This is a genomic window from Nonomuraea sp. NPDC049378 (assembly GCF_055586745.1).
In genome coordinates, this window is record NZ_JBVJHP010000038.1 from 1,498 (window position 1) to 25,902 (window position 24,405).

Here is a 24,405-nt window from a genome sequence, read left to right on the forward strand (position 1 = left end):
CGTCGTGAGGGCGAGCGTGGTTCGCGGCGTGAGGGTGGGTTCGACCGTGGTCCCCGTCGTGAGGGTGGCTATGGGGAGCGGCGTGAGGGCGGTTACGGTCCCCGTCGTGACAGTGATCGTGGTCCGCGGCGTGAGGGTGGATACGATCGCGGTCCCCGTCGTGATGATGACGGTCGTCGGCCGTTCCGGGATCGGGATGATCGTGGTTCGTGGCGTGAGGGTGACGATCGTCGGTCGTTCCGGGATCGCGATGATCGGGGTCCGCGTCGCGAGGGTGGTTACGGTTCTCGTCGTGAGGGCGAGCGTGGTTCGCGGCGTGAGGGTGGGTTCGACCGTGGTCCCCGTCGTGAGGGTGGCTATGGGGAGCGGCGTGAGGGCGGTTACGGTCCTCGCCGTGACAGTGATCGTGGTCCGCGGCGTGAGGGTGGATACGATCGCGGTCCCCGTCGTGATGATGACGGTCGTCGGCCCTTCCGAGACAGGGATGACCGTGGTCCGCGTCGCGAGGGCGGTTACGGTTCTCGCCGTGAGGGTGGATACGACCGTGGTCCCCGTCGTGACGATGACGGTCGTCGGCCGTTCCGGGAGCGGGACGATCGCGGCCCTCGTCGCGGCGGTTATGGGGAACGGCGTGAGGGCGGCTACGGCGCTCGCGGCGACAGCAGCTCTCGCGGTGACCGGCCGTTCTCCCGCGACGACCGTGAGGAGCGCACCGGATCCCGAGCCAGGTACGGCAGGTCCGATCGCGAGGCCGAGGCGCCACAGCGCGAGCGGTTGCCCGAGGTCGCGCCCGACATCACCGCGGACGAACTCGACAAGGAAGTCCTGGAAGAGCTCCGTTCGCTGCCCGGTGACCTCGCCGACCTCGTCGGCCGGCACCTGGTGGCCGCCGAACGCGCGCTCGAGGACGACGACCCCGACCGGGCGCATGAGCACACGAAGGTCGCGCGCAGGTTCGCGGCGCGCATCGGTGTCGTACGCGAGGCCGCAGGCATCGTCGCCTATCGCGCGGGCCATTTCTCCGAGGCGCTGAGCGATCTGCGGGCGGCCAGGCGGATGACGGGCTCGGATGTGTACCTCGCGGTCATGGCCGACTGCGAGCGGGGCCTCGGCCGTCCGGAAAGGGCCATCGACCTCGTACGCTCGCCGGAAGCCGAACGTCTCGACAGGGCCGGACGCATCGAGCTGACCATCGTCGAATCCGGGGCCCGGCGCGACCTGGGCCAGCACGACGCCGCCGTGATCACCCTGCAGCGCCTGCCCGAGCTGCGCGACCCGCAGCCCAAGCCGTGGTCGGCCCGGCTGGCCTTCGCCTATGCGGACGCACTGGCCGATGCCGGCCATCAGGAGGCGGCCACCGACTGGTTCGGGAGGGCGATGGCGTTCGACGAGGACGGGGAGACGGACGCGGCGGAGCGGTACGCGGAGCTGACCGGGTCCGTTATCGAGGACCTCGAGGAGGACTTCGACGAAGAAGTGTCCGACGACGGCGGGAGCGAGGCCGGCGACCGCGCTGCGGGGAGTCTCCTGGAGAGGGAGGCGGAGCAGGTCAGGGCCGTCGACGTGCCCGACGCGGAGCAGGCGGACGTACCTGATGAGAAGGGCGCGGCCGCTGAGGAGGAGCCCAGGACGGAGCGAGCTCCGGCAGGCGTTCAGGGCGTCGAGGCCCGGGAGGCGGAGGTCGAGGCTCCCGAGGCTCGTGACGCCGGCGTTCGGGACGTCGAGGTCCGGAAGGACGATGCGGATCCCGAGGTTCGTGACGTCGATGTGGCGGACGCGGCGGGTCGGGTCGAGGACCGAGACGTTCGGGACGCGAAGCCGGCAGCTGAGGGCGAAGGGCCGGAGCAGGGCGAGAAGTCACCGGGTCGCGCTGCTGACCGGCAGCATGCTCCTGCGGCCAAGGACGAGGATGGCGAGACCCCGGCTATCACACCGGCGTTCATCGAGCCTGACTTCGGCGACGTACTTGATGAGCCCGCCTCGGACCGGCCCAAGACGGACGACTGACACCGGACACCCCGCCGCTACCCGATCCGGGGCGGCGGGGTGTCGCGTCCCCAAGGCTGCTGTCGGCCCTGCGTCACGCGCGATGATCACCCGTTACGGTGAGACGCGGTCGAGCCAGTGGAGAATCCCCGCCACGTTCGAGGGTGCTCCGCTCAGCAACTCGAAGTGCTCGGCCGTCGGGTCGTCGGCCTTGAGCGCGGTGTAGCGCTCCTTGGTGCGGTCTCTGACCATGGCGACGGCGTGGTCCAGGTCCATGCCTTCGGAATGGGCCTGCCGGGTGAGGTCAACCCAGACGCGGAGCTCTTCGGCGGACCGCTCGAGAGTCTCCTGAACGGCGTCGACCGGCCCGTAGTGGCTGAAAAGCAGACGTTGTGGCCCAAGCGCCTCGAACAGCGCGATCGAGTCGAGCGCCGTCCGCAGGTCGAAGTCCGGCGGGGGCGTCGCGGGGCGTAGGTCGCCCGTCTCGGGCAAGTAGACGCCTGCGGCGTCGCCGACGTACAGATCTCCGGTGGCGGAGTCGACCAGCCCCACGTGGTGTTTGGCGTGTCCGGGCGAGTAGTGGCTGCTCAGCGTGCGCCCGTTGCCCAGGTCGATGGCGCCGGTGTCGCCGAGGGCGACGATGCGCTCGGACTCGGTGGGGGACAGCTCGCCGAAGAGCGTGTCGAGACGGTCACCCCAGACCATGCGCGCACTGGCCATCAACCGGGCTGGATCCGCGAGGTGCCGGGCCCCTTTCTCGTGGACGACGACCTGGGCGGAAGGGAAGAATCTGGCGATGTCCCCCACGCCTCCGGCGTGATCCAGATGAATGTGGGTCACCACGACGGTGGCCAGGTCCTCCGGCCCGACGCCGAGTGACGCGAGCGCGTCACGGACTACGGGAGCGGACGTCGAGGTGCCCGTCTCCACCAGGCACGGTCGATCGCCCAGAATCAGATAGCCGGCCGTGATGCCCGAGTATTCCGCCATTTTGGTGTCGATCTCATAGACGTCGCCGCCCAGAGCGGTGATGTTGTCCACAGGCACTCCCGCGCGTTCAGCCGCTATCCCCAGAACAGCATTCCAGCCGGTCCGGCTTTCTCCTCATCGTAGAGAGTGATCTCCACCAGAGCACCGACAGGGAGGATGACAAGTGGACCGCAACGAGGTCTTGCTGGTGGGAAGGCTGTCAGCGGCGGCCGAGGAGCACGCGCTGCCGAGCGGCGACACCGTGACGAAGTGGCGTGTCATCGTGCGCCGCCGACGGCACAGGCGCGGCGCCGCCCTGACGGACAGCATTCCGTGTGTCACCTTCGACCCGGAGGTCGCCGCCATCGTGCGCACTGTCGAACCACGCGACTTCATCGAGGTGACAGGGGCATTCCGCTGCCGGGTCTTCGGCCCTTCCGCGGCCAAGATCTGGAGGTACGAGGTGGAGGTGAGCTCCGCCAAACCGTTCGAGGCCGAGCTCACCGAACCCGCCGACCCGGCCGCCGATCCGCCCTCCGGCTCCGAGGGGACCGTCACCGCTCTGATCCCCAGGCAGGTGGCCTACCTGGCGCGCGCCAGCTGACCTCGGCCACTCGCCCTGGTCCGCCCGGCCTCGCGCCTGCACACCGCGCAGGGCCCGTACGCCAGCGCGCACAACCCGCAGGGTCGCAGGGCTGCGCGTCCGCGCGATTCCGTACGGGGCTTCGAGGGAGGCGGGGGCCTCAGTCGATCGCGAACGTGCGCAGGACCAGACCGGTCCTGGGTTTCGGGCCGAAGGAGGTGCTCTTGCGGGGCACCCGTTCGCCGCCGGCGGCGACGGCAAGCACCTCTTCGGCCTTGAGAGGGTTGAGGATCACGGCGGTGCCGCCAGAGCGGGCAGCCAGCCGCGCCGCTGCCCGCGCGTCGTGATGCACGATGCGCACGGTTCGCTCGTCGTCGCGCATTCCCCACACCTTGGGCATGACGAACTCGGAAAGGACGGAAGTGTTGAGGGAGTTCCAGCGGCCGGAGCGGTCGGGCGGCATCGCGTGGGCGAGTTGCACCGGGTCGGGATCGGTGAGCAGGTGCGCACCGCTCTCCCCGGCGAGCAGGAACGCCGGCTCCGCCGCCGTCTCGAGCGCCGCCAGCCCCAGTGCAAGGTCGTCATAGTCGTGCACGCGCCACGATCCCTTCGCCCTGGCGGCCGCCTCGTCCAGCGGAAGCCCGGGGATCACGCGGTGGATGGCCTGCAGGTCGGGTGGGTACGCGGAGGTGTCGACGAGCAGGGCCAGCCCGAAGTCCCACGGCCCGGCCGTCGAGCGGCCAGCGTCCGCGGGGCCGTCCTCACCGGCCTGGGCGCCATCGACCTGGGCAGAAGGGTCGTGCCGCCCAGCCCCGGCGCTGTCGACCCGTTGCGACGCCTGATCGATCGGCTCCGGCACCGGACGGATCGGTCCGGCTGCGGGCCCGGTCCGGTCCGGCGCCGGGCCGGTCGGTGGCGGCGTGGGCTCGTCCCCGTCGGGGGCCGGCTCGCCGGCCGGGTCGGCCTGAAGGTGGGATTCGTGCTCCTGGCACTGGAGGACGCGGTACGTCGCATACCTGTGGTGTCCGTCGGCGATCAGCGCCTGCCGGTCATGGAGGTCGGCATTGATGGCGGCGATCTCTTCCGGGTCCGTGATGGCCCAGAGGCGGTGTGTGAGGCCGTCCTCCGTGCGGGCCGACACCTGGGGCTGCCGATCCGAGGCCACCGCGTCGACCAGGCGGGTGGCGGTGCCGTTGGCGCCGTCGTAGAGGAGGAAGATGGGCTCGAGGTTGGCCTGAGTGGTGCTCATGAGAGCGAGCCGGTCGGCGACGGGGCCCGGCATGACATCCTCGTGCGGGAGGATGATGCGCTGCTCGGGGTCGGTCAGGCCCACGTCGCCGATGAGGCCGCGCTGCAGCACGCCTGCCCCGCTCTGCTCGTAGACGTAGAGCGCCGGCACGTCGTCGGCCACCAGCACGCCGGAGTTCAGCCACGCCTTCAGCGTGTCCCTCGCCTCGATGTACCGCGATTCGAGCGGCGCCTGGGCCGGCAGGGGAGTCACGGTGTCGGGTTGCCCTCCGAGCGGCGCCTGGGGTTGCGGGGAAGGCCCGGCGCCGGGGCGCTTCTCGGGCGCCGTGCCCGTGCGCGAGCCCTCGGGTCCTGTGCCGGGGCGGGGGCTCGCGGGGCCTGTGCCCGGGTGGGAGTTCTCCCTTCCTGCTTCCGGGGAGGAAGGAGCGCCGTCGGCGGGCCGGGGCTCGGTGTCTTGCCCGGGGACGGGAGCGGAGGACGAATCGCCGGCGGGCGAGCAGGGAAGGATGAGCCGGACGACGTTGTTGGGGTGGGAGCTGAGGAGGGCTTCCACGTCGGCGTCGGAGATCAGGTCGTACGGCGGGGAGGTCACCTTGGCTGGATCTTCGACAGCGAAACGCACACCACGGAAGGGCCGTAGCACCAGTCCATCAGGCACCGGCAGTTCAGGAGTCCCCATACCGGGCATGCTCCCATAAATGTCTACGCTGTCCGGAAGTCGCCCCGGGGTTGCAGTCGGTCCCGTTCCGCGCCAGGGCGAACGGGGATCATCATTCAGAGATGAAGGAGTCCTCACGCATGGATCAGAGTGGCAACGTTCACGATGAGAGCTCGGGAGCTCCTGAGGGCGGTGTTTACGACTGGTACCAGCGTGGGGTGCGGTTGCTGAAAGACGGCAGCCCGGCGGCGGCCGCGGCGCTGCTGGAGAGGGCTGCCGCGGCTGAGCCTGAGTCACGCAGCATCTTGGAGGCGCTGGCCAGGGCGCAGTTCAACTCCCGGCAGTACGCCGAGGCGGCGGCCAGTTTCCGCCAGATCGTGGACGCCAATCCGGCAGAGGATTACGCCTATTTCGGGCTCGGATTGTCGTTGTGGCGGACCGGGGACGTGAAGGGCGCGCAGGAACCGCTGGCCATCGCGGTCGCGATGCGGCCGGACGAGCGGCATTACGTGTCCGCGTTGAAGAGCGTCCGCGCGACCCTGCGGGCACGCCGGGAGATGTAGGCGTCCGGCCTACCCAGGCTGTCGCGGGACGTACGCGGCGGCTGGCCGGATCGGTGACGTGCGTGAACGATGGCGATCCGGCCATGCGGGCGTCGATGCCGGCCGCCTCGGCCATGAAGCGTTTCCAGCCCTCCTTCGTGAACGACGCGGTGCGCCGTCGCGCGTCCGCGCCAGGACCCGGGTGTTCCGGAGCCGCTCGGCCTCGGCCGGCGTGCTCGTCCCGGGGGAAATCACCGAACAGTTCGGCGCGTTCCTCGGTAGTGAGGTCGGTTCCGCGGACATGGTCGTCCCTTCTGCGGTTCGCGTACGGGGGCGACGCTAAAGTCTCACGCGACGTGGGAGTCGAAGAGGAAGAGGCGCTGTGCTGATCGACGGCTATGACACCCTGCTGCTCGACCTCGATGGCGTGGTCTACCTCGGCGGTTACGCGGTGCCCGGGGCTCCGGCGGCGCTGGAGGAGGCGCGGCGGAAGGGGGTGCGGCTGGCGTACGTGACCAACAACGCCTCCCGGACGCCGGCGGCCATCGCGGCGCACCTGCGTGAGCTCGGGGCGCCCGCCACGGCCTCCGACGTGGTCACGTCGGCTCAGGCCGCCGCCCGGCTGGTCGCGGAGCGGGTTCCGCCGGGGTCGAATGTGCTGGTGGTCGGCGGGTCCGGGCTGCGGCTGGCCGTACGAGATCGAGGGTTGCGGCCCGTCTCGGCCGCCGCCGAGTCCCCTGCCGCCGTGGTGCAGGGGATCGCGCCCGGCCTGTCGTACGAGCTGCTGGCGGAGGGGACGCTCGCGGTGCGGCAGGGGGCGCTTTTCGTGGCCTCCAACGGCGACAGCACGATGCCCACGCGCCGGGGCGAGTTGCCGGGCAACGGGTCGATGGTCCGGGTGATCGCCTCTGCCACGGGGGTCGAGCCGGTGTACGCGGGCAAGCCCGATCCGCCGCTGCACCGGGAGTCGATGCTGCGTACGGAGGCCCGGAGGCCGCTGGTGGTGGGCGACCGGCTCGACACCGACATCGAGGGGGCCTCCAACGCCGGGGTCGAGAGCCTGCTGGTCCTGACGGGGGTGGCCACGCCGGTCGAGGTGCTGACGGCGGCGCCCCGGCACCGGCCCACGTACGTGGGGGAGGACCTCGGGACGTTGCTGCGGCCCTATCCCGAGGTACGCGACGGCTCGTGCGGCGGCTGGCGGGCCAGGTGGCGCGACGGCGTGTTGTGCCTCGACGGTGATGGCAGGCGGATCGACGGGCTGCGCGCCGCCTGCGACGCCGCCTGGTCCGCGGCCGGCGACGGGCAGATCGACGAGGGCGCCGTCAAGCCCGTGCTGGATCGTGTGGGGTGATGCCGGGCGGGCGGTTCACGGTCATGCGATCCGTTCGCCGGTCTGGCGGGCGAACTGCCAGGCGCCGACGGCGAGGAGCAGGACGCAGGCTATGACCAGCACCGCGAGGGACAGCGGCACACCGCCGCCCCAGCCCCGCAGCACCAGCAGCCGGATGGCCTCGATGGCGTAGGTGAGCGGGTTGGCCCTGGCCACGGCCTCCATCCACGCCGGCATGGCCGACAGGGGCACGAACGCGTTGCTCATGAACAGCAGCGGCAGCGAGACGAACCCCGTGACCGCGAAGAACGTGCCGTGCGAGGGCACCGCGCAGGCCAGGGCCATCGCCGCGGACGTGAGCGCCAGCGTCAGCAGGGCCGTGGCCACCAGGATCGCCGGCACCCCCAGCGGCCCGGACTCCAGACGAACGCCCAGGGCCAGCGCGACCACCAGGATCACCAGCGTCTGAGCCGCGTTCATGCCCGTCTGGAACAGGAACCGCGAAAGGATCAGCGAGCTGCGCCTGATCGGCATGCTGAGCAACTTGTCCAGATATCCCGTCTCCTTGTCGAACAGCAGCGGCATCGCCGCCGTCACCCCGTTGCCCACCACGGTGAAGGCGATGACGCCCGGCACAGCGAACGCGATGTAGTCGCCCGTCCCCACCACCCGGGGATCGACCGCGCCCCCGAGCGCACCGGCGAAGAAGACCAGCCACACGGCCGGCTGCAGCACGCTGAACAGCAGGCTGAGCCGTTCGCGCAGCGCCACGAGCAGCCATCGCCTGGACAGCGCCAGCACCTCCTGCGTCACCATCATGCGACCTCCTCCCGCAGCGCGTGCCCGGTGTGCCGGAGGAAGACCTCGTCGAGTGACGGCGCTCCGATGGCCGCCTTGAGCTCGGCCGATGTGCCACCGGCCACCTGTCGCCCGCGGTCGATGATCGACAGCCGGTCGCAGAGCCGGTCCGCCTCGTCCATGTAGTTGGTGGCCAGCAGAACGCTCATGCCCTCGTCGCAGAGCGATCGGACGTGCTCCCACATGTGATGGCGCGACTGCACGTCGAGACCGAGCGTCGGCTCGTCGAGGATCAGCAGCTCGGGCCGGTGCAGCAGGCCGCAGGCCAGGTCGAGGCGTTTCTGCATGCCCCCCGAATATCCCGCCACGAGACGGTCGGCGCTGTCCGACAGCCCCACCAGCTGCAGGACCTCGCGGGCCCTGGCCTTCACCTGCCGCCGCGGCACGTGGTAGAGGGACGCCTCGATCTCGGCCTTCTCCCTGCCGGTCAGCAGGTAGTGGCCCATGGGAGAGACCTGCTGCATCACGTAGCCGATGCGGCGGCGTACGGCTCCCGCATCCGTCACCACGTCGAACCCGCACACTCGCGCGGCGCCCGCGCTCGGCGGGAGCAGCGTGGACAACATCCTGATCGTGGTGGTCTTGCCCGCGCCGTTGGGGCCGAGGAGGCCGAAGATCTCGCCGGGCGCGACCGCCAGGCTCAGCTCCTCGACGGCGTGGTGGTCGCCGAAGGCGCGGCAGAGGCCCTCGGTCTCGATGATCCAGCGCATTGCTGAACAGTATCGCCCAATAGTTAACTTGTCCATTAATTAATCAGGCGATGGTGCGGGTCAACGGCCCCTCAGATCAGCCTGCGCAGCCGCAGCAGGTCGCCGAAGCTGGCGTCGACCTTCACCCGCCCACCGAGCAGCGCACGGGCCAGATCGAGCTCCCCGTCGACCAGCGCGATCAGGTCGTCGCTCACGATCGTGAGCTTGACGTCGGCGGGCTTGCCGTCACCCGGCGGCGTCTCGGCGAACGGGTCGAGCCCTCCGTGGGTCAGGCGGCCGTAGAAGGTCACGTCGAGGTCGGAGACCCGGCAGCTGACCGTGCGCTCGACGACGTGCTTGGCACGATCTGCCTCGTCGATCTCGTCGAACTGGTCGACGAGCCTGGCCAGTGCCGCCCGGCACTCCTCGACGCTTGCCATGATGCGCATCCCTTCTTTCTTTCGCGGACGGTAGCGTTCCACATCAGTAGCACCCCGTACGAGCTACAACGACCGACGGGCCTGCCAAGGTCCCGGACGCTCGCGGGAGGCGTTAACGTCAAGACATGAGTGAGCTGCCGGAAGGGACCGGCGACGAGCGGGTCGACGCCATCGTGACCGGCCTGGGCCGTCTGGGCGAGCAGCCGGTGAGCGAGCACGTGGCGATCTTCGACGAGGCGTTCTCCGGGCTGGAGAGCGCGCTGGCGGTCGTGGACGAGCCGGGCGGCCAGGCCGCGGGCGGGCAGGGCGCCGGCGAGCGGCCCGCGGGAGAGCGGTGAGCCGCAGGATCCGCCTCGACAGCGAGCTGGTGCGCCGAGGGCTGGCCAGGTCGCGCGAACAGGCCACCCAGCTCATCGAGGCCGGCCGGGTCAGCGTCGGGGGCCGGCGGGCCGGCAAACCGGCCACCCAGGTCGACACCGCCTCCGCCATCGTCGTGGCCGACTCGCAGGACGGGCCCGACTACGTCTCGCGCGGAGCGCACAAGCTGCTCGGCGCGCTGGAAGCGTTCGGGAGCCTGGCGGTCGAGGGCCGCCGCTGCCTCGACGCGGGCGCCTCCACCGGCGGGTTCACCGACGTGCTGCTGCGCCGCGGGGCCGCGCACGTGCTGGCCGTCGACGTCGGATACGGCCAGCTGGCCTGGTCCCTGCGCACCGACGAGCGGGTGACGGTGATGGAGCGCGTCAACGTGCGGGACCTCACCCCCGGCATGGTCGGCGAGCCGCCCACGCTGGTCGTGGGCGACCTGTCGTTCATCTCGCTCCGGCTCGTGCTGCCCGCCCTGGCCGAGGTGGCCGCGGCCCGAGCCGATTTCGTGATGCTGGTCAAACCGCAGTTCGAAGTGGGTAAGGACCGTGTCGGGGCGGGTGGCGTGGTGCGCGATCCCGGGTTGCGGGCAAGTGCCGTGCGCGACGCCGCCGCCAAGGCTCAGGACCTGGGGCTGACCGTACGCGGCGTGACCGCGAGCCCGCTGCCGGGGCCGTCGGGAAACGTGGAATATCTCCTGTGGCTGGGCAAAGGGGAAGGCGAGCCGCCGGTCGCCGACCTCGACGCAGAGATCCAGCGGGCCGTCGAGGAAGGGCCGCAATGAACCGGACCGTGCTGGTCGCCGTACACACCGGGCGTGACGCCGCGGTCGAGAGCGCGCGCCTCGTCGTCGACCGGCTGATCGACGCCGGCATCACCGTCAGGGTGCTCGATTCCGAGGCCGGCGAGATCGGCAGCGACCGGGTCGAGGCCGTGCCGGGCGATCCGGGCGCGGTCAAGGACACCGAGGTCATGATCGTGCTCGGCGGCGACGGGACGTTGCTGCGCGCGGCCGAACTGGCCAGGCCGGCCGGCACACCGCTGCTGGGGGTCAACCTCGGGCACGTCGGGTTCCTGGCGGAGGCGGAGGTCGCCGACCTGGCCACGGCCGTCGACAGCGTCGTGGCGGGGCGCTACGACGTCGAGGAGCGCATGACGGTCGACGTCGTCGCCAGGCTGAACGGGCAGGTACTGGCCGACACCTGGGCGCTCAACGAGGTCACCGTCGAAAAGCAGGAGCGCCTGCTCGAGGTCGTCGCGGAGATCGACGGCCGGCCGCTGTCCAGGTGGGGCTGCGACGGCGTGATCTGCGCCACCCCGACGGGCTCGACCGCCTACGCCTTCTCCGCCGGCGGCCCCGTCGTGTGGCCCGAGGTCGAGGCGCTGCTCATGGTGCCCATCAGCGCCCACGCGCTGTTCGCCAAACCGCTGGTCATCTCGCCGCGCTCCACGCTGGCCGTCGAGATCCTGCCCGACACGCCGTGCGGGGTCCTGTGGTGCGACGGGCGCCGCAGGTTCGAGTTGCCGCCCGGCACGCGCGTGGAGGTCCGCAGGGGCTCCGAGCCCGTACGCCTGGCGCGCCTGCACGGTGTGGAGAGCACCGGCGCGCCCTTCACCGACAGGCTGGTGGCCAAGTTCGAGCTGCCCGTGCAGGGATGGCGCGGAAGGGTGCGACCCTGAATGAATGGAGGGCAGAGCGCGTAGGATCACGTGGGCGTACACGTGGGCATGGTGGGCCGCCCCCAGCGGTCCAGCGCCGGCAGCGGCGACCGCGGCTGCGGGCTTCCGGAGGCGATCCGGGTGACCATCAGACAGGGCAGTGAACGGGAGTGGGCAGTGCGACCAAGGGTCGAGGAGGTCCGCATCCAGGGGCTCGGCGTCATCGATGAGGCCGTTCTCGAGCTCTCGCCGGGCTTCAACGTGGTCACCGGCGAGACCGGCGCGGGCAAGACGATGGTCGTCACCGGGCTCGGCCTGCTGTTCGGCGGCCGGGCCGATCCCTCGCGCATCCGGCCGGGCGCCGACAAGGCGACCGTCGAGGGCACGCTCGTGGTCCAATCGGCCGGTCACGTCGCCCAGCAGGTCGAGGACATCGGTGGCGAGGTCGAGGACGGCACGCTGATCATCTCGCGCGTCGTCTCCGCTGAAGGCAGGTCCAGGGCCTGGCTCGGCGGGCGCACGGTGCCCGTCGGCACCCTGACCTACCTCGCCGACGACCTGGTGGCGGTGCACGGGCAGATGGACCAGCAGCGGCTGCTCCAGGCGACCCGGCAGCGCGCGGCGCTCGACCGCTACGCCGGCGACGAGCTGGTCAAGCCGCTGCGGGCCTACACGCAGGCGTACAAACGGCACAAGGATGTCACCGCGCTGCTCGAGGAGCTGACCACGAGGGCCAGGGAGCGGGCGCAGGAGGCCGACATGCTCCGCTTCGGGCTGGAGGAGATCGAGAAGGTCGACCCCAAACCGGGCGAGGACGCCGAGCTGCGCGGCGAGGAGGAGCGGCTCTCGCACGCCGACGCGCTGCGCAGCGCCGCCACCACGGCGCACACGGCGCTGCTCGGCGATCCGATGGAGGCCGCGGGCGGCCCGCACGACGTGGTCTCGCTGCTCGGCGAGGCGAAGTCGGCGGTGGAAGCGGTGCGCGACTTCGACGCCCAGCTCGCCGGGGTGGCCGACCGGCTGGCCGAGGCCGGCTACCTGATCTCCGACGTGGCCACCGACCTGGCGGCGTACGCGGAGTCGATCGAGGCGGACCCCGCTCGGCTGGCGGCGGTGCAGGAACGCCGGTCGGTGCTGTCCGGCCTGATCCGCAAGTACGGCGAGGACAGCGCCGGGGTGCTGGCCTGGGCCCAGCGGGCCGCCGCCCGCCTGTCCGAGCTCGAAGGCGACGACGAGCGCATCGACGAGCTGACCCGCGAGTGCGACGAGCTGACCGACCGGCTCACCGAGCTGGCGGCCGAGCTCACCAAGGTGCGCCAGGCCGCCGCCGAGCGGTTCGGCCAGGCCGTGACCGAGGAGCTGACGGCGCTGGCCATGCCGCACGCCAAGGTCGTCGTCCAGCTCGGCCGGAGCGAGGAGTTCGGCCCCGAGGGCCGCGACGAGGTGGAGTTGCGGATGGCCGCACATCCGGCCGCGCCGCCGCTGCCGCTCAACAAGGGAGCGTCCGGCGGCGAGCTGAGCCGGGTGATGCTCGCGATCGAAGTGGTGTTCGCCGGCGCGGATCCGGTGCCGACGTTCGTGTTCGACGAGGTCGACGCGGGCGTCGGAGGCAAGGCCGCGGTCGAGATCGGGCGCCGCCTCGCCCGGCTGGCCCGCACCGCGCAGGTGATCGTGGTCACCCACCTGCCTCAGGTGGCGGCCTTCGCCGACCAGCATCTGGTGGTCGAGAAGGCGAGTGACGGCAGCGTCGTGCGCAGCGGGGTCGTGGCGCTCGACCACGAGGGGCGGGTGCGTGAGCTCTCCCGCATGCTGGCCGGTCTGGAGGACTCCGAACTCGGCCGCGCGCACGCTGAGGAACTGCTGGGGCTCGCCGCGGCCGACAGGTGATCCTGGGTGACATAGTGGACACGCCGCGTCATGCGTGGCCCCTGCACGGTTTCTCTCTGGCAGGATGGTCATGATGAAGGTTCCGGGGAGCAGGATGCCGGGCCTCCGCGGTTGGAAGGCCGAGAGCCTTCCCGGTGTAACGGCAGTGGCGAGAATCGACCGGCGAACCAAGAGGCTCACCAAACGCCTCCAGCCGGGGGAAATTGCGATCATCGACCATGTCGACGTAGACCGGGTCAGCGCGGAGGCTCTTGTAGCGTGTGAGGCTGCGGCCGTGGTCAACACCGCCGCCGGCATCAGCGGCCGCTATCCCAACCTGGGGCCGCAGATCCTGCTGGAAGCGGGCGTTCCGTTCATCGACAACGCCAACCAGGAGCTGTTCGAGCGGGTCAAGGACGGCGACGTCGTCCGGGTCTGCGACGGCGTCGTCTACCTCGACGACGACATCGTCGGCAAGGGCGACGAGCAGAGCGTCGAGACGGTCGAGGCCGCCATGGCCGAGGCGCGCGCGGGGCTGGCCGTCCAGATCGAGGCGTTCGCCGTCAACACCATGGAATACGTACGCGGTGAGGGCAGGCTCCTCATCGAAGGCGTCGGCGTGCCCGAGATCCGCACCTCCATGGAGGGCAGGCACGTCCTCATCGTGGTGCGCGGCTACCACTACAGAGAAGACATCGCCACGCTGCGGCCCTACATCCGCGAATACCGTCCGGTGCTCGTCGGCGTCGACGGCGGCGCCGACGCGCTGCTGGACGCCGGCTACCAGCCCGACGTGATCGTCGGCGACTTCGACTCGGTCTCCAGCAAGGCCCTGACCTGCGGCGCCGAGCTCGTCGTGCACGCCTACCGCGACGGCCGGGCCCCCGGGCTCGAGCGTGTCCACCAGCTCGGCCGCGAAGCCGTGATCTTCCCCGCCACCGGCACCAGCGAGGACATCGCGATGCTCCTGGCCGACGACAAGGGCGCCGAGCTGATCGTCGCGGTCGGCACCCACGGCACGCTGGAGGAGTTCCTCGACAAGGGCCGTCCCGGCATGGCCAGCACCTTCCTCACCCGCTTGATCATCGGCAGCAAGCTCATCGACGCCAAAGGCGTGAGCAGGCTCTACCGCAGCCGCATCACCACCCCGCAGCTCCTCCTGCTGGTGATCACCGCGCTGATCACCATGGGGGTCGCGCTCTTCCTCTCGCCGATCGGCCAGACCTGGCTGAACGGCCTGCAAGACGCCTGGAACGCGTTCATCTTCTGGCTGGTCGGACTCTTCTCGTGATCGATTTTCGTTACCACCTTGTCTCCATCGTCGCCGTCTTCCTGGCCCTGGCGGTGGGAATCGTGCTGGGCACCACGCTGTTGCAGGAGCCCGCGGTCAAGTCGGCGCAGGAGATGACGGCCGCGCTCACCAAGACGAAGGAGGAGCTGCGCGGGCAGATCGACACGCTGCAGGGCCGTGAGGTGGCCAACGACACGCTCATCACCTCCATGACGCCCGACATCGTGGCGGGCGACCTGGCCGGGCAGAGCGTGCTCCTCGTCGAGACGCCCGGCTCCAGCACCACGATCCGCGAGGCGGCGCAGCAGGTGCTCGGCCAGGCGGGCGCGGAGATCTCCGGGCGCGTCACGCTGTCGGAGAAGTTCCTCGATCCCAAGGGCACCGGCGTGCTCGACGGCCTGGTCAACCAGCTCAAACCGGCCAACATGATCTTCCCCGAGACCGCCACCGCCTGGGACCGCGCCGCCACGTTGCTCTCCGCCGCCCTGGTCACCTCCGACCCCGCCCAGGTCGGCACCCCCAACGCCGCCACCACCGAGGTGCTGAGCGCCTTCGAGACGGGAGGGCTGCTCAGCATCGACGGCGACCCCGGAAAGCGGGCCACGCTCGTCGTGGTGCTCGCGCCGGAGAAGCCGTTCGAAGGGGAGAGCGCGGAGACCCAGGCGGGGGCGATCGCCTCGATGGCCGACGGGCTCGACGTGGGCGGCAACGGCACGGTGCTCGCCGGAGGCCCGGCCGCCGCCACCGCTGTTCCCGGCGACCCGATCGGCCACGCCCGCGACGACAGCGACATCGCCAAGCGCGTCACCACCGTCGACGCGGGCGACATGCCGCTGGGCCGCGTCGTGATCGTCCAGGCTCTCCAGGAACAGCTGGCCGGGCGCTCCGGTCACTACGGCGTGGGCATCGGGGCGTCGGCCCCCATGCCGGCGGTGCCGTCCGCCACTCCATCCCCCACCAGCGAGTCAGGGAGCTGACATGCCTGCGAGCCGGGCCCGTGGCCTGCTCTACGCCCTAGCAGGAGCCGCGATCGGCGCCGTCGCCGCCCGCGCCGCCTACACCGCGTTCACCCGCAACCGGCCGGCCGAGCTGAGCGGTAGGTGGACGCGCAAGAACCATCGCGGTGAGCCCATCACCCTGCTGGAAGGCCCCGCGTTCGTCGCCGGCACGAGCGCCGCCGCCGCGCTCGCGCCCGGCATCCCCGGCCGCGTACGCGCCGCCGCGCTGCTCGCGGGCGCCGGCAGCGGCGCGCTCGGCGCCTACGACGACCTCTACGGCACCACAGCCTCCAAGGGCTTCAAGGGGCACCTGACCGCGCTCGCCCGCGGCGAGGTCACCAGCGGAGCCGTCAAGATCCTCGGCATCGGCGCCACCGGCCTCGGCGCCGCCGCCCTCGTCTCCGACGGTCCCGCCGACACCCTGGTCAACGGCGCGGCCATCGCGGGAGCAGCCAACCTCGCCAACCTCTTCGACCTGCGCCCGGGCCGCGCCATCAAGGTCGGCCTGCTCGCCGGCGGGCCGCTGCTCGCCGCCTCGGTCCTGCGCGACTCGCCCGCCGCCGCGGCGCTGGCCGCCGTCCCGCTCGGGGCCGCGGCCGCGCTGCTGCCCGACGACCTCGGCGAGCGCGCCATGCTCGGCGACGCCGGCGCCAACTCCCTGGGCGCGCTGCTCGGGCTCGCCGCGGTGACCAAGCTCGGCAGGCCCGGCCGCTACGTCCTGCTCGGCACCGTCGTGGCCCTGACCGCGGCCGCGGAGAAGATCAGCTTCACCAAGGTCATCGCCGGCAACCCGGTGCTCAATCGCCTCGACATGATGGGCCGCCGTCCCGTCGGCCCCGCGTGACCCGCCTTCTGTCGGTACGAACTGCCAGGATGTCTGCGTAAGCATGATCGTGCGCGGGGAGGCGGCGTGCGGGTGGTGACGGCGCGGGGCGTTGCCGGGGGTGCCCTGCTCATCGGGGCGCTCACGGTGCTGGCACGCGTCGCCGGCTTCGCCAAGCAATATGCCTTCGCACAGACGGTCGGCACCAACTGCCTGTCCACCGCCTACATGACGGCCAACCAGATCCCCAACATCGTGTTCGAGGTGGTCGTCGGCGGCGCCCTGGCGGGAATGGTCGTTCCCGTCCTCGCGGGGGCGTCCGGGCGCGGCGCGGACGCGGCTGACGACGGCGGGCCCGGCGAGCGGGCAGGCTGGATCAGCTCCGCTCTGCTGACGTGGGTGGTCGTCGTGCTCGTCCCGCTGGGCGTGCTCACCGCGCTGCTCGCAGAGCCGATCACCGGGCTGTTCTTCGGCGACGTCATCGACAACTGCCGCGACGCCGGTGCTGTGACGGCCGTCGCCACCCGGATGCTGGTCGTCTTCGCCCCCCAGATCCCCCTGTACGGCGTCGCCGTCGTGCTCTACGGCGTGCTGCAGTCGCACAAGCGCTTCGCCGGGCCCGCGGTCGCCCCCCTGGTGTCCAGCATCGTGGTCATCGTGGCCTACCTGCTGTTCGTGCCGTTCAGCACCGGGATCCGCGATCCCGCCGAGGTGCCGCGGGCGGCCGAGCTGGCGCTGTCGATCGGCACGAGCCTCGGCGTGCTGTCCCTGGTGCTGGCCGTGGCGGGCCCCGTGGCCCGCCTGGGCCTGCGATGGCGGCCCACCTTACGTTTCCCCAGCGGCGTGGCCGTGCGGGTGCGCAGGCTCGCCCTGGCCGGCATGGCGGCCCTCCTCGCCCAGCAGGCTGCCATGATCGTGGTGCTGCTGCTGTCGAACAACGCGATCGGCAACGGCGCCATCACCATCTACAACTACGCGTGGGCGATCTACCTGATGCCGTACGCCGTGCTGGCCGTGCCCATCGCCACCAGCGCGTTCCCCCGGCTGTCCGCGCAGGCCGGCGATCCGGAGGCGTTCTCGGCGCTCGCCGCGCGCACGACGCGGGCCGTGGTGCTGGTGTCAGGGCTGGCCGCCGGGGCGCTGGCCGCCGCCTCGGGACCGGGGGCCGTGGTGTTCCTCGGGGCCAGGAGCGAGGTGCCCGCGCCCGAGCTGGCCGCGGCGATCGCGCTGTTCGCGCCCGGTCTGGTGGGATACGGGCTCATCGCGCACGCGAGCCGGGTGCTGTACGCGGCCGGCCGTGGCCGGGCGGCCGCCGTCGGCACCGTGGCGGGGTGGATGGTGGTGATGGCCGCGCAGGTCGTCTTCGTGCTGCTGCTTCCCGACGGGTGGAAGGTCGGCGGGATGGCGCTCGGCATGAGCGTGGGCATGAGCGTGGGCGGGGCGCTGCTGCTCGTTTCGGTCGTGCAGGCCCGGGGGCGCGGCGCAGTGGCGGGGCTCGCCAGGGCCGTCGGCGCCGCCGCGGCCGGAGGGGTTCTGGGTTACCTGGCGGGGGCGTCCGTGGCTGGGTGGCTGGGCTGGGGCGGCGGCTGGGCAGGCCTGATGGCCGCGGTGGTGGCGGCGGCCGTGGCGCTGGCCGTGGGCGTCGGTGTCGTGGCCCTGGCGGACCGGCCCGACGCCGCGGCCGTCGCCGAACTGCTGCGGCGCAGGCGGACGTGACCGGCGGGCATGGTGTGATGGTGCGCCGGTTGCGTGCGGCGCGGTGCTCCGCGGGATGGATGCCCGGCGGTCGTGAGCGAGCACCTAGAACGCACGGGCGCGCGTGCCGCGAACGGGCGTGTGCGGTGAGTGGACGTGCGGTGGGCGGGCGTGTGCGGTGAGCGGCTGGTGCCGGCGGGTCCGGTGAGGAAGGAGAGGGTCGTGCGGGTGGCTTTCGTACTGGGCACCACGTCAGGAGGCACCGGGCGGTATGTCCTGATGTTGGTCGAGGGGCTGGTGCGGCGGGGGCACCGGGTGCTCGTGCTCGGGCCACGCAGCGTGGAGGAGCAGTTCTCGTACGCCGGGGCGGGTGCGCGTTTCGTGGAGGTCGCCGTCGCCGATCGGCCGCATCCGGTCAACGACCTGCGCGCGGTGCTGGCGATCAGGCGGCTGACGCGCGACGCGGACGTGGTGCACGCCCACGGGTTGCGGGCCGGGGCACTCGCCGCCCTGGCCAGACCGGGCACCCTGGTCAGGCGAGGCAGGGCGGCGGGCCCGGATGCGGTGGCGGCGCCGGGTGCGCCCACCGCTTCCGGCGGGAGATCTGGACCGGATGCGGTCGCAGGTCTGGGCGGGAGCTCTGGGACGGGGGTGGAGCCGGGCGGGGCGGACCGTCCGGGCTCGCGGGGAGCACGGCACGCGGGGAAGGCCGGTGGGCGGGGGAGGGGCGCGCCCAGGCTGGTGGTCACGCTGCACAACGCGCTGACCGCCGGAGGGCTCGTCGGGGCCGTCTACGGGGTGCTGGAGCGGCTCGTGGCCAGGGGCGCCGGGCAGGTGGTCGTGGTGTCGCCCGACCTCGGCACGCGGATGGCGCGGCTCGGTGCCAGGGAGGTGCGGGCCGCGGTGGTGCCCGCGCCCGTGCCGAGGCCGGCCAGGCGCACACCCCAGGAGGTCAGGGACGAACTGGACGCCGGCGAACGGCCGATCCTGCTGACCGTCGCCAGGCTCGCCCAGCAGAAGGGCCTCGAGACGCTGCTCGACGTCGCAGCCGGGCCGTGGGAGGACCGCGCGCCTGAGCCGCCCCCTACGTCCGCGGCTGGGCCTGCTTCCGAGCTTCGATCCGCCCCTGCGGCTGAGCCCTCTCACGAGCCTGCCTCCGCGCCCGAGCCTGCGCTCGGGGCCGGGCTTGGCGACGGAGTGGGGCCGGAGGCGGGTGGCGTACGCGGCGGCGCGAGGGTGCCCCTGTTCGTGGTGGCGGGTGACGGGCCCCTGCGCGTGGAGCTGCAGCGGAGGATCGACGCTGAACGCCTTCCCGTGAGGTTGCTGGGACACCGGGAGGATGTGCCCGACCTGTTGCGGGCCGCCGTCGCCCTGGTGATGCCGAGCCGCTGGGAAGGGCAGCCGCTGACCCTGCGGGAGTCGCTGATGACGGGCACACCGGCGATCGCCTCCGATGTCGGTGGAATTCCAGAGATCTTGGGTAATGCTGGAATCCTGGTCCCCTATGGGGACGTGGAGGGGTTGCGGAGGGCCGTACGGAAGCTGCTCGCAGAACCGGGAACTGCGCGGACCCTCGCCGCGGAGGCCGGGCGGCGTGGGCGGGAGATGCCCGGCGAGGACGACGCCGTGCGGAGCGTGCTGACCGTCTATGCCGGGGAAGATCCCAAGGATGATTAGGCGGGCTCAGGGCGTTCTCGTATACTGCCTGGGTTAGGGAGGGGAGTATCCCTTCGCGACAGCCTCGTCATCACGGTGCAGCCCCGCTCCACGGGGCCCCCGGGGCTGCCGGTCCGCGGGTGGTGCGGGCGGGAGAGACCTCCGGCAATGGTTCGTGTATGCCGGAGGCGTTGAGTGAGCGTACCCGTGTGGGCCTGGATCGCCGTGATCGGCGGTCTTCTCGTCGTGCTGGCCGTTGATCTGTGGATCGTCGACCGCGGCGAAGCCCGTGAGTTCTCCATGCGGCAGGCCGGCTACTGGGTGACCTTCTACGTCGCTCTGGCCGCGGCGTTCGGTGTCGTGTTGTGGACCACGTACGGCGGCGACAAGGCGGGTGAGTTCTTCGCCGGCTACATCACCGAATACAGCCTCAGCGTCGACAACCTTTTCGTCTTCTTCATCATCATGGGCAGGTTCGCCGTGCCGCGGGCCTACCAGCACAAGGTTCTGCTCGTCGGCATCGTCCTCGCACTCGTCATGCGCGGCATCTTCATCGCGCTCGGCGCCGCCGCGCTCCAGCGGTTCAGCTGGCTCTTCTACGTGTTCGGCGCCTTCCTCATCTACACCGCTGTCAACATCGTCCGTGACCACCTCAAGGGCAAAGAGGAAGAGGTCAAGGAGAACGTCCTGCTCCGGTGGGTGCGCGGGGCGTTCCCCACGACCGAGGGGTACGTCGGGTCGAAGGTCACCGTCAAGATCGACGGTAAGCGCATGGTGACGCCGATGCTCATCGTGATGGTCGCGATCGGGAGCACCGACCTGTTGTTCGCCCTCGACTCGATCCCCGCCATCTTCGGGCTCACCAAGGATCCGTTCATCGTCTTCACGGCCAACGCGTTCGCCCTGATGGGGCTGCGTCAGCTGTACTTCCTCCTTGGTGGGCTTCTGCAGCGGCTCGTCTACATCAGCTATGGTTTGGCGTTCATCCTCGGGTTCATCGGGGTTAAGCTGGTTATGGAGGCCTTGCATGCCAGCCATGTCTCCTGGGCGCCCGAAATTCCTATCTGGGTGTCGCTCTCGGTCATTGGTGCCACCATGGTCATCACCACCGTGGCGAGCCTGGTCAAGGCCCGTATAGACACGCGCAAGGGCGAGGCGGCTCATTCAGAGCAGGTCTAGCTGCTGGGCTTCGTGGCGCTTTGCTTGTGTAGTTGCGCTGTGTCATAGTTGCTAGCTTTGTAACGTCACAGCAAAGCGCCCAGTCCAGTCCACCACCAAAGGTTGTACGTGTCCGATTCTGCCAAGTCGAGCCGCGCAAAATCTGTCAGGCTCGCACGCGGGGTCTCCCCGTGGCTCTTCCCCACAGCGGCCGCGGCGGCCGCCACCGCGTTGTTGACGCGCAGAGACCGGCGATGGGCGCTCGCGGCGGTGCCGCTGGGCGCGCTCACCGGGGGCATGCTCTGGTTCTTCCGCGATCCTGACCGCACGCCGGGCCAGGGACGCATCCTGTCGCCCGCCGACGGCGTGGTGCAGAGCATCGACCCGTGGCCGGACGGCCGCACCCGGATCGCGGTCTTCATGAGCCCGCTGAACGTTCACGTCAATCGAGCCCCCCTTGCGGGAAATGTCACATCCGTGCAGCATGTGCCAGGTGGGTTCTTGCCGGCGTTCAACAAGGACAGCGACCAGAACGAGCGCGTGGTGTGGCATTTCGCGACCGCGCTGGGCGACATCGAGATGGTGCAGATCGCGGGCGCGGTGGCGCGCAGGATCGTGCCGTACCTGAGCGCGGGCGCGAAGGTCACGCCGGGCGAGCGAATCGGGCTCATCCGGTTCGGTTCGCGGGTCGACATCTACCTTCCCGAAGGGATCACTCCTGCGGTGTCCGTGGGGGAGAAGACAGTTGCGGGGGTGACCAGAATTGACCGCGGCTGACGCCGGTAGTTGGCAGGCGGATGAGGAAGAGCCTCGTGGCCCCGTCGGCAAGGCGTTCCGCCTGTCCGCCGCCGACTCCCTCTCGCTGGGCAACGCGGTCTGCGGGTTCATGGCGGTGTGCGTCCTGGCCTACTCCGCGATCATGCAGCTCCAGATGGCCGGTGGCCCGTTCGTGCCCAATCCGAGCTATTTCGCCACCGCCATCGTGCTGCTCCTCATCGGGGCGACGTGTGACCTGTTCGACGGCCTCGTCGCGCGGCGCTTCCGCGCGTCGGCGATGGGCGCCGAGCTCGACAACCTGGCCGACGTGATCAGCTTCGGGTTCGCGCCCGCGTTCATGGTCGTGATCTGGGGCGGGTTCACCGATCAGGTGCCGTTCACCGCGGTGCTGGTCGCGGCGGCGTCCGTGCTGGTCGCCGGGGTCGTGCGGCTGGCCAGGTTCGCCTGTGTGAAGACCAAGAGCGGCGACTTCATGGGCCTGCCGATCCCGATGGGCGCCATGACGGTGATCTCGATCGTGCTGCTGTTCCAGCCGAGCATCTACGCGCTGCTGGGCGTGCTCGGCGTGGCATGGCTGATGGTCAGCCGGATCGAATATCCCAAGCCGAAGGGCCAGCTCGCGGCGGTCGTGCTCGGCTGGATCATGGTGAACGTGGCATTCCTCACGTTCTGGGTCGCCTGGCCGGAAGGGGGCGACCTGCCCATCAAGATCGGCGCGAGCATGCAGATCGCGCTCGTGGCGGCGATCCCGCTGCGGATGCTCTTCTACAAGCGCGAACTCCGTAAAGAAGCCGAACGCATCGGCAACTGATGGGATTTTCCGCCCGCCGTCGGATGTGATGGAACCATGCCGGCCCAGCCGCGCGAGCACACGCGCACGTACTTCCTCGCCAAGCTGGCCGAGGAACTGGAGCAGCGCGGGCTGACCGCCACCCTTCGGTCCCATCCGCCGGCGTTGCGGATCAGCGATCCTGACACGATCCTGCTGGCCGAGACCGTCGACTGCGTACCCCTCTCGGAGGGATGGTTCTACCGGTGGTCGTGGGGCGAGCTCGTCGGCCTGGCCGACGATCCCGCCCTCGCGGCCGAGCGGATCGTGCACGTGCTCGCCGCCCGGCACTGACCCTGCCCGCGGGCGCGACTACCAGCCGCGGGCCTTCCACTCGGGCAGCGCGGGGCGCTCGGCCCCGAGCGTCGTGTCCTTGCCGTGGCCCGGATAGACCCAGGTCTCGTCGGGGAGGCGGTCGAAGACGCGCTCCACCACGTCGTTGTAGAGCTGGGTGAAACGCTCGGGATCCTTCCGCGTGTTGCCGACGCCGCCGGGGAACAGGGAATCGCCGGTGAAAAGGTGATGGCCGGCCTCGCCGCCGTCGTAGAGCAGCGCGATCGACCCTGGCGTGTGCCCCCGCAGGTGGATGACCTCAAGGCTGAGCGCGCCGGCGGTGATCGTGTCGCCGTGCTCGACCGTGCGGTTGACCGGTACGGGCAGCTCGGGCGCGTCGAGCGGATGGGCGATCGCCTGAGCCCCGGTCACCCGGATCACCTGCTCCAGCGCCTGCCAGTGGTCGGGGTGCTGGTGCGTGGTGATGACCGCGCGGATCGGCTGGTCGGCGATCAGCGCCAGCAGACGGTCGGAGTCGGCGGCCGCGTCGATGAGCAGGCCCTCGCCCGTCTCCGTGCAGCGCAGCAGATAGGCGTTGTTGTCGTAAGGGCCGACGGCGAGCTTGGAGATCGTGAGCGCGGGCAGCTCTCGCACGTCGGCGGGGCCACCGACCTGGACGTCACCTGTATAGGTCATGGGTAGTCCTCCGGGGGCGTCGCGGGCAGATCAGCGGGGGCCGTAGCCGCCAGCCACGGCGGAGGCGCAGGAAGCGCCGCCGGGTCTGGTGTCGGCAACCGCCCCACGGGCACCAGCGTAACGCCCTCGCCGCCCGACCTGCCGGTGAGCCAGGCCAGCACGGCCGCAGGGGCGCCCTCGACGGTGGGGCCGGGGCCGAGCCGCGGCCACCTGGAGACGATCCCGCCCGCCTGGCTCCTGAGGACGATTTCGCCCACCGGTTCGCTCACCGTGCCGCCGTCGCGGGGCCAGCACGCCCGGCAGTCGTGGAGCTCCCGCGCGACGAACTGCTCCGGCCAGTCCGCCGGGCCGTACCCGGCGTCGAGGTCCACGTGGTGGAATCCGACCTCGCGCAGGCGGCGTACGAGGAGGTACCAGGCGGGATGCGGGGGCGGGCGCATGCCCTCCACGTGCGCGGACCAGTACTCGACCGGCATGTCGCGGATCGCGGCGGCCACGCGGGAGGCGCCCTCCTCGATGTCGGCCAGGTGACGGGCGACCGGGTGGGTGGCCGCGGCCTCGATCGCCGTGGCCCTGGCCTGGAGCGAGGCGTACTGCGGGGTTCGTACGCCGGTCCTCGCCCAGGCCAGGAGGTTGAGGTGGGAGCCGGCGTTCTGGGCGACGTGGGCGAGCACGTGGCCCCTCGTCCAGCCCGGCAGGAGGGAAGGGGCGGCCAGGTCGGCGTCACTGAGCGACGCGGCCGTGGCCAGCAGCCGATCGGTCGCGGCGGAGAGTTCGGCTTGGAGCGCGGGTAGGACCACCATGTCTGGATTTTTCATCATTCCTGGGTGTCCCCACTGGATCGGGGATGAAAGCGGCAGGTCAGGAGGTTGAGCGGTGAAGGGCTCCTGCGAGGTGGGAGATGGCCGTAACCTGTGATGGACGCGTTTGGGGGGCCGGTCACTCGCACGTGAGTCCGCGCCGCCGAAATTGTCGGAGCCCCCGTCTACCATCCGCCGTGGACCTATCCGCCTTT

Annotated in this window: 25 protein-coding genes; 17 read left to right on the plus strand and 8 right to left on the minus strand. The window is 71.0% G+C overall.

Annotated elements, in window-relative coordinates; translation table 11 throughout:
* The coding region (locus ACZ6SA_RS46695; RefSeq protein ID WP_465835758.1) for a hypothetical protein at positions 1–930 on the minus strand (930 nt) is incomplete at its 3' end.
* Between ACZ6SA_RS46695 and ACZ6SA_RS46700 the strand changes: the two genes are divergently transcribed.
* Positions 883–2,007 carry a hypothetical protein gene (locus tag ACZ6SA_RS46700; RefSeq protein ID WP_465835760.1) on the plus strand — a complete coding sequence of 375 codons (1,125 nt, stop codon included), beginning with the start codon at positions 883–885 and terminating at the stop codon, positions 2,005–2,007. The two genes, ACZ6SA_RS46695 and ACZ6SA_RS46700, sit on opposite strands and share 48 nt — an antisense overlap.
* Positions 2,008–2,100: 93 nt before the next feature.
* Here ACZ6SA_RS46700 and ACZ6SA_RS46705 read toward each other — a convergent pair whose 3' ends face one another.
* A complete protein-coding gene (locus ACZ6SA_RS46705; protein WP_465835762.1) occupies positions 2,101–3,027 on the minus strand; it encodes an MBL fold metallo-hydrolase in 927 nt (308 codons plus the stop codon).
* Positions 3,028–3,139: 112 nt separating this feature from the next.
* On the opposite strand from ACZ6SA_RS46705, the gene ACZ6SA_RS46710 reads away from it, so the two are divergent.
* Complete coding sequence (locus ACZ6SA_RS46710; protein ID WP_465835764.1) at positions 3,140–3,559, plus strand: single-stranded DNA-binding protein; 420 nt, start codon at positions 3,140–3,142, stop codon at positions 3,557–3,559.
* 139 nt (positions 3,560–3,698) lie between these two features.
* Here ACZ6SA_RS46710 and ACZ6SA_RS46715 read toward each other — a convergent pair whose 3' ends face one another.
* Positions 3,699–5,474, minus strand: coding sequence for a DUF1015 family protein (locus ACZ6SA_RS46715; RefSeq protein ID WP_465835766.1), 1,776 nt, complete (start codon positions 5,472–5,474; stop codon positions 3,699–3,701).
* A 110-nt stretch (positions 5,475–5,584) separates the two neighbouring features.
* Between ACZ6SA_RS46715 and ACZ6SA_RS46720 the strand changes: the two genes are divergently transcribed.
* Both ACZ6SA_RS46720 and ACZ6SA_RS46725 read left to right on the plus strand, forming a co-directional pair.
* On the plus strand, positions 5,585–6,007 hold the full coding sequence (locus ACZ6SA_RS46720; protein WP_347644772.1) for a tetratricopeptide repeat protein: 423 nt from the start codon (positions 5,585–5,587) through the stop codon (positions 6,005–6,007).
* A gap of 361 nt (positions 6,008–6,368) precedes the next feature.
* Complete coding sequence (locus tag ACZ6SA_RS46725) at positions 6,369–7,340, plus strand: HAD-IIA family hydrolase (protein WP_465835769.1); 972 nt, start codon at positions 6,369–6,371, stop codon at positions 7,338–7,340.
* A 21-nt stretch (positions 7,341–7,361) separates the two neighbouring features.
* Here the strand turns inward: ACZ6SA_RS46725 and ACZ6SA_RS46730 are convergent, their stop codons facing one another.
* The 3 genes from ACZ6SA_RS46730 to ACZ6SA_RS46740 form a co-directional block, all read right to left on the minus strand.
* Positions 7,362–8,138, minus strand: coding sequence for an ABC transporter permease (locus ACZ6SA_RS46730; protein ID WP_347644770.1), 777 nt, complete (start codon positions 8,136–8,138; stop codon positions 7,362–7,364).
* Positions 8,135–8,887: an ABC transporter ATP-binding protein gene (locus ACZ6SA_RS46735; protein ID WP_465835771.1), complete on the minus strand. Its 753-nt coding sequence runs from the start codon at positions 8,885–8,887 to the stop codon at positions 8,135–8,137. The genes ACZ6SA_RS46730 and ACZ6SA_RS46735 overlap by 4 nt, the downstream gene beginning before the upstream one ends.
* Before the next feature lie 71 nt (positions 8,888–8,958).
* Positions 8,959–9,306 carry an SCP2 sterol-binding domain-containing protein gene (locus ACZ6SA_RS46740; protein WP_347644768.1) on the minus strand — a complete coding sequence of 116 codons (348 nt, stop codon included), beginning with the start codon at positions 9,304–9,306 and terminating at the stop codon, positions 8,959–8,961.
* A gap of 125 nt (positions 9,307–9,431) precedes the next feature.
* Here ACZ6SA_RS46740 and ACZ6SA_RS46745 point away from each other — a divergent pair, with 125 nt between their 5' ends.
* The 13 genes from ACZ6SA_RS46745 (at position 9,432) to ACZ6SA_RS46805 (ending at position 22,715) form a co-directional block, all read left to right on the plus strand.
* On the plus strand, positions 9,432–9,644 hold the full coding sequence (locus ACZ6SA_RS46745) for a hypothetical protein (RefSeq protein WP_347644767.1): 213 nt from the start codon (positions 9,432–9,434) through the stop codon (positions 9,642–9,644).
* Positions 9,641–10,453, plus strand: coding sequence for a TlyA family RNA methyltransferase (locus ACZ6SA_RS46750; protein ID WP_465835774.1), 813 nt, complete (start codon positions 9,641–9,643; stop codon positions 10,451–10,453). Before ACZ6SA_RS46745 ends, ACZ6SA_RS46750 begins: the two co-directional genes overlap by 4 nt.
* Complete coding sequence (locus ACZ6SA_RS46755; RefSeq protein ID WP_347644765.1) at positions 10,450–11,349, plus strand: NAD kinase; 900 nt, start codon at positions 10,450–10,452, stop codon at positions 11,347–11,349. Before ACZ6SA_RS46750 ends, ACZ6SA_RS46755 begins: the two co-directional genes overlap by 4 nt.
* 156 nt (positions 11,350–11,505) lie before the next feature.
* Complete coding sequence (gene recN, locus ACZ6SA_RS46760) at positions 11,506–13,215, plus strand: DNA repair protein RecN (protein ID WP_465835830.1); 1,710 nt, start codon at positions 11,506–11,508, stop codon at positions 13,213–13,215.
* A 73-nt stretch (positions 13,216–13,288) separates the two neighbouring features.
* Complete coding sequence (gene steA, locus ACZ6SA_RS46765; RefSeq protein ID WP_347644797.1) at positions 13,289–14,485, plus strand: putative cytokinetic ring protein SteA; 1,197 nt, start codon at positions 13,289–13,291, stop codon at positions 14,483–14,485.
* The gene (locus tag ACZ6SA_RS46770; protein WP_347644763.1) at positions 14,482–15,462 is read left to right on the plus strand and encodes a copper transporter; all 981 of its coding nucleotides are present in this window, start codon (positions 14,482–14,484) and stop codon (positions 15,460–15,462) included. The genes steA and ACZ6SA_RS46770 overlap by 4 nt, the downstream gene beginning before the upstream one ends.
* Before the next feature lies 1 nt (position 15,463).
* Positions 15,464–16,327, plus strand: a complete 864-nt coding sequence (locus tag ACZ6SA_RS46775; RefSeq protein WP_465835777.1) for a hypothetical protein — start codon at positions 15,464–15,466, stop codon at positions 16,325–16,327.
* A 66-nt stretch (positions 16,328–16,393) separates the two neighbouring features.
* Positions 16,394–18,022 (plus strand): murein biosynthesis integral membrane protein MurJ, encoded by a 1,629-nt coding sequence (gene murJ / locus ACZ6SA_RS46780; RefSeq protein WP_465835779.1) that lies wholly within the window; start codon positions 16,394–16,396, stop codon positions 18,020–18,022.
* A gap of 207 nt (positions 18,023–18,229) precedes the next feature.
* A complete protein-coding gene (locus ACZ6SA_RS46785) occupies positions 18,230–19,678 on the plus strand; it encodes a glycosyltransferase family 4 protein (protein ID WP_465835781.1) in 1,449 nt (482 codons plus the stop codon).
* A 174-nt stretch (positions 19,679–19,852) separates the two neighbouring features.
* Positions 19,853–20,836 (plus strand): TerC family protein, encoded by a 984-nt coding sequence (locus tag ACZ6SA_RS46790; protein ID WP_347644759.1) that lies wholly within the window; start codon positions 19,853–19,855, stop codon positions 20,834–20,836.
* 102 nt (positions 20,837–20,938) lie between these two features.
* Entirely contained in the window at positions 20,939–21,592 is a 654-nt protein-coding gene (locus ACZ6SA_RS46795) for a phosphatidylserine decarboxylase (RefSeq protein WP_347644758.1), read from the plus strand.
* A complete protein-coding gene (pssA, locus tag ACZ6SA_RS46800; RefSeq protein ID WP_347622288.1) occupies positions 21,579–22,403 on the plus strand; it encodes a CDP-diacylglycerol--serine O-phosphatidyltransferase in 825 nt (274 codons plus the stop codon). The genes ACZ6SA_RS46795 and pssA overlap by 14 nt, the downstream gene beginning before the upstream one ends.
* A gap of 36 nt (positions 22,404–22,439) precedes the next feature.
* Positions 22,440–22,715: a hypothetical protein gene (locus ACZ6SA_RS46805; protein ID WP_347622287.1), complete on the plus strand. Its 276-nt coding sequence runs from the start codon at positions 22,440–22,442 to the stop codon at positions 22,713–22,715.
* Between the two features lie 18 nt (positions 22,716–22,733).
* On the opposite strand, the gene ACZ6SA_RS46810 is transcribed toward ACZ6SA_RS46805, so the two are convergent.
* Positions 22,734–23,390, minus strand: coding sequence for an MBL fold metallo-hydrolase (locus ACZ6SA_RS46810; RefSeq protein WP_347644757.1), 657 nt, complete (start codon positions 23,388–23,390; stop codon positions 22,734–22,736).
* On the minus strand, positions 23,387–24,193 hold the full coding sequence (locus tag ACZ6SA_RS46815; RefSeq protein WP_347644756.1) for a maleylpyruvate isomerase family mycothiol-dependent enzyme: 807 nt from the start codon (positions 24,191–24,193) through the stop codon (positions 23,387–23,389). Before ACZ6SA_RS46815 ends, ACZ6SA_RS46810 begins: the two co-directional genes overlap by 4 nt.
* Between the last annotated feature and the right edge of the window lie 212 nt (positions 24,194–24,405).

What these genes read in the sequence shown, in the direction of transcription:
- steA (WP_347644797.1), top strand. Translation starts at nt 13,289, where the DNA reads ATGAAGGTTCCGGGGAGCAGGATGCCGGGCCTCCGCGGTTGGAAGGCC.
- ACZ6SA_RS46715 (WP_465835766.1), bottom strand. Translation starts at nt 5,474, where the DNA reads ATGCCCGGTATGGGGACTCCTGAACTGCCGGTGCCTGATGGACTGGTG.
- ACZ6SA_RS46740 (WP_347644768.1), bottom strand. Translation starts at nt 9,306, where the DNA reads ATGGCAAGCGTCGAGGAGTGCCGGGCGGCACTGGCCAGGCTCGTCGAC.
- ACZ6SA_RS46810 (WP_347644757.1), bottom strand. Translation starts at nt 23,390, where the DNA reads ATGACCTATACAGGTGACGTCCAGGTCGGTGGCCCCGCCGACGTGCGA.
- ACZ6SA_RS46755 (WP_347644765.1), top strand. Translation starts at nt 10,450, where the DNA reads ATGAACCGGACCGTGCTGGTCGCCGTACACACCGGGCGTGACGCCGCG.
- ACZ6SA_RS46730 (WP_347644770.1), bottom strand. Translation starts at nt 8,138, where the DNA reads ATGATGGTGACGCAGGAGGTGCTGGCGCTGTCCAGGCGATGGCTGCTC.
- ACZ6SA_RS46775 (WP_465835777.1), top strand. Translation starts at nt 15,464, where the DNA reads ATGCCTGCGAGCCGGGCCCGTGGCCTGCTCTACGCCCTAGCAGGAGCC.
- ACZ6SA_RS46735 (WP_465835771.1), bottom strand. Translation starts at nt 8,887, where the DNA reads ATGCGCTGGATCATCGAGACCGAGGGCCTCTGCCGCGCCTTCGGCGAC.
- ACZ6SA_RS46745 (WP_347644767.1), top strand. Translation starts at nt 9,432, where the DNA reads ATGAGTGAGCTGCCGGAAGGGACCGGCGACGAGCGGGTCGACGCCATC.
- ACZ6SA_RS46720 (WP_347644772.1), top strand. Translation starts at nt 5,585, where the DNA reads ATGGATCAGAGTGGCAACGTTCACGATGAGAGCTCGGGAGCTCCTGAG.
- ACZ6SA_RS46815 (WP_347644756.1), bottom strand. Translation starts at nt 24,193, where the DNA reads ATGGTGGTCCTACCCGCGCTCCAAGCCGAACTCTCCGCCGCGACCGAT.
- ACZ6SA_RS46805 (WP_347622287.1), top strand. Translation starts at nt 22,440, where the DNA reads ATGCCGGCCCAGCCGCGCGAGCACACGCGCACGTACTTCCTCGCCAAG.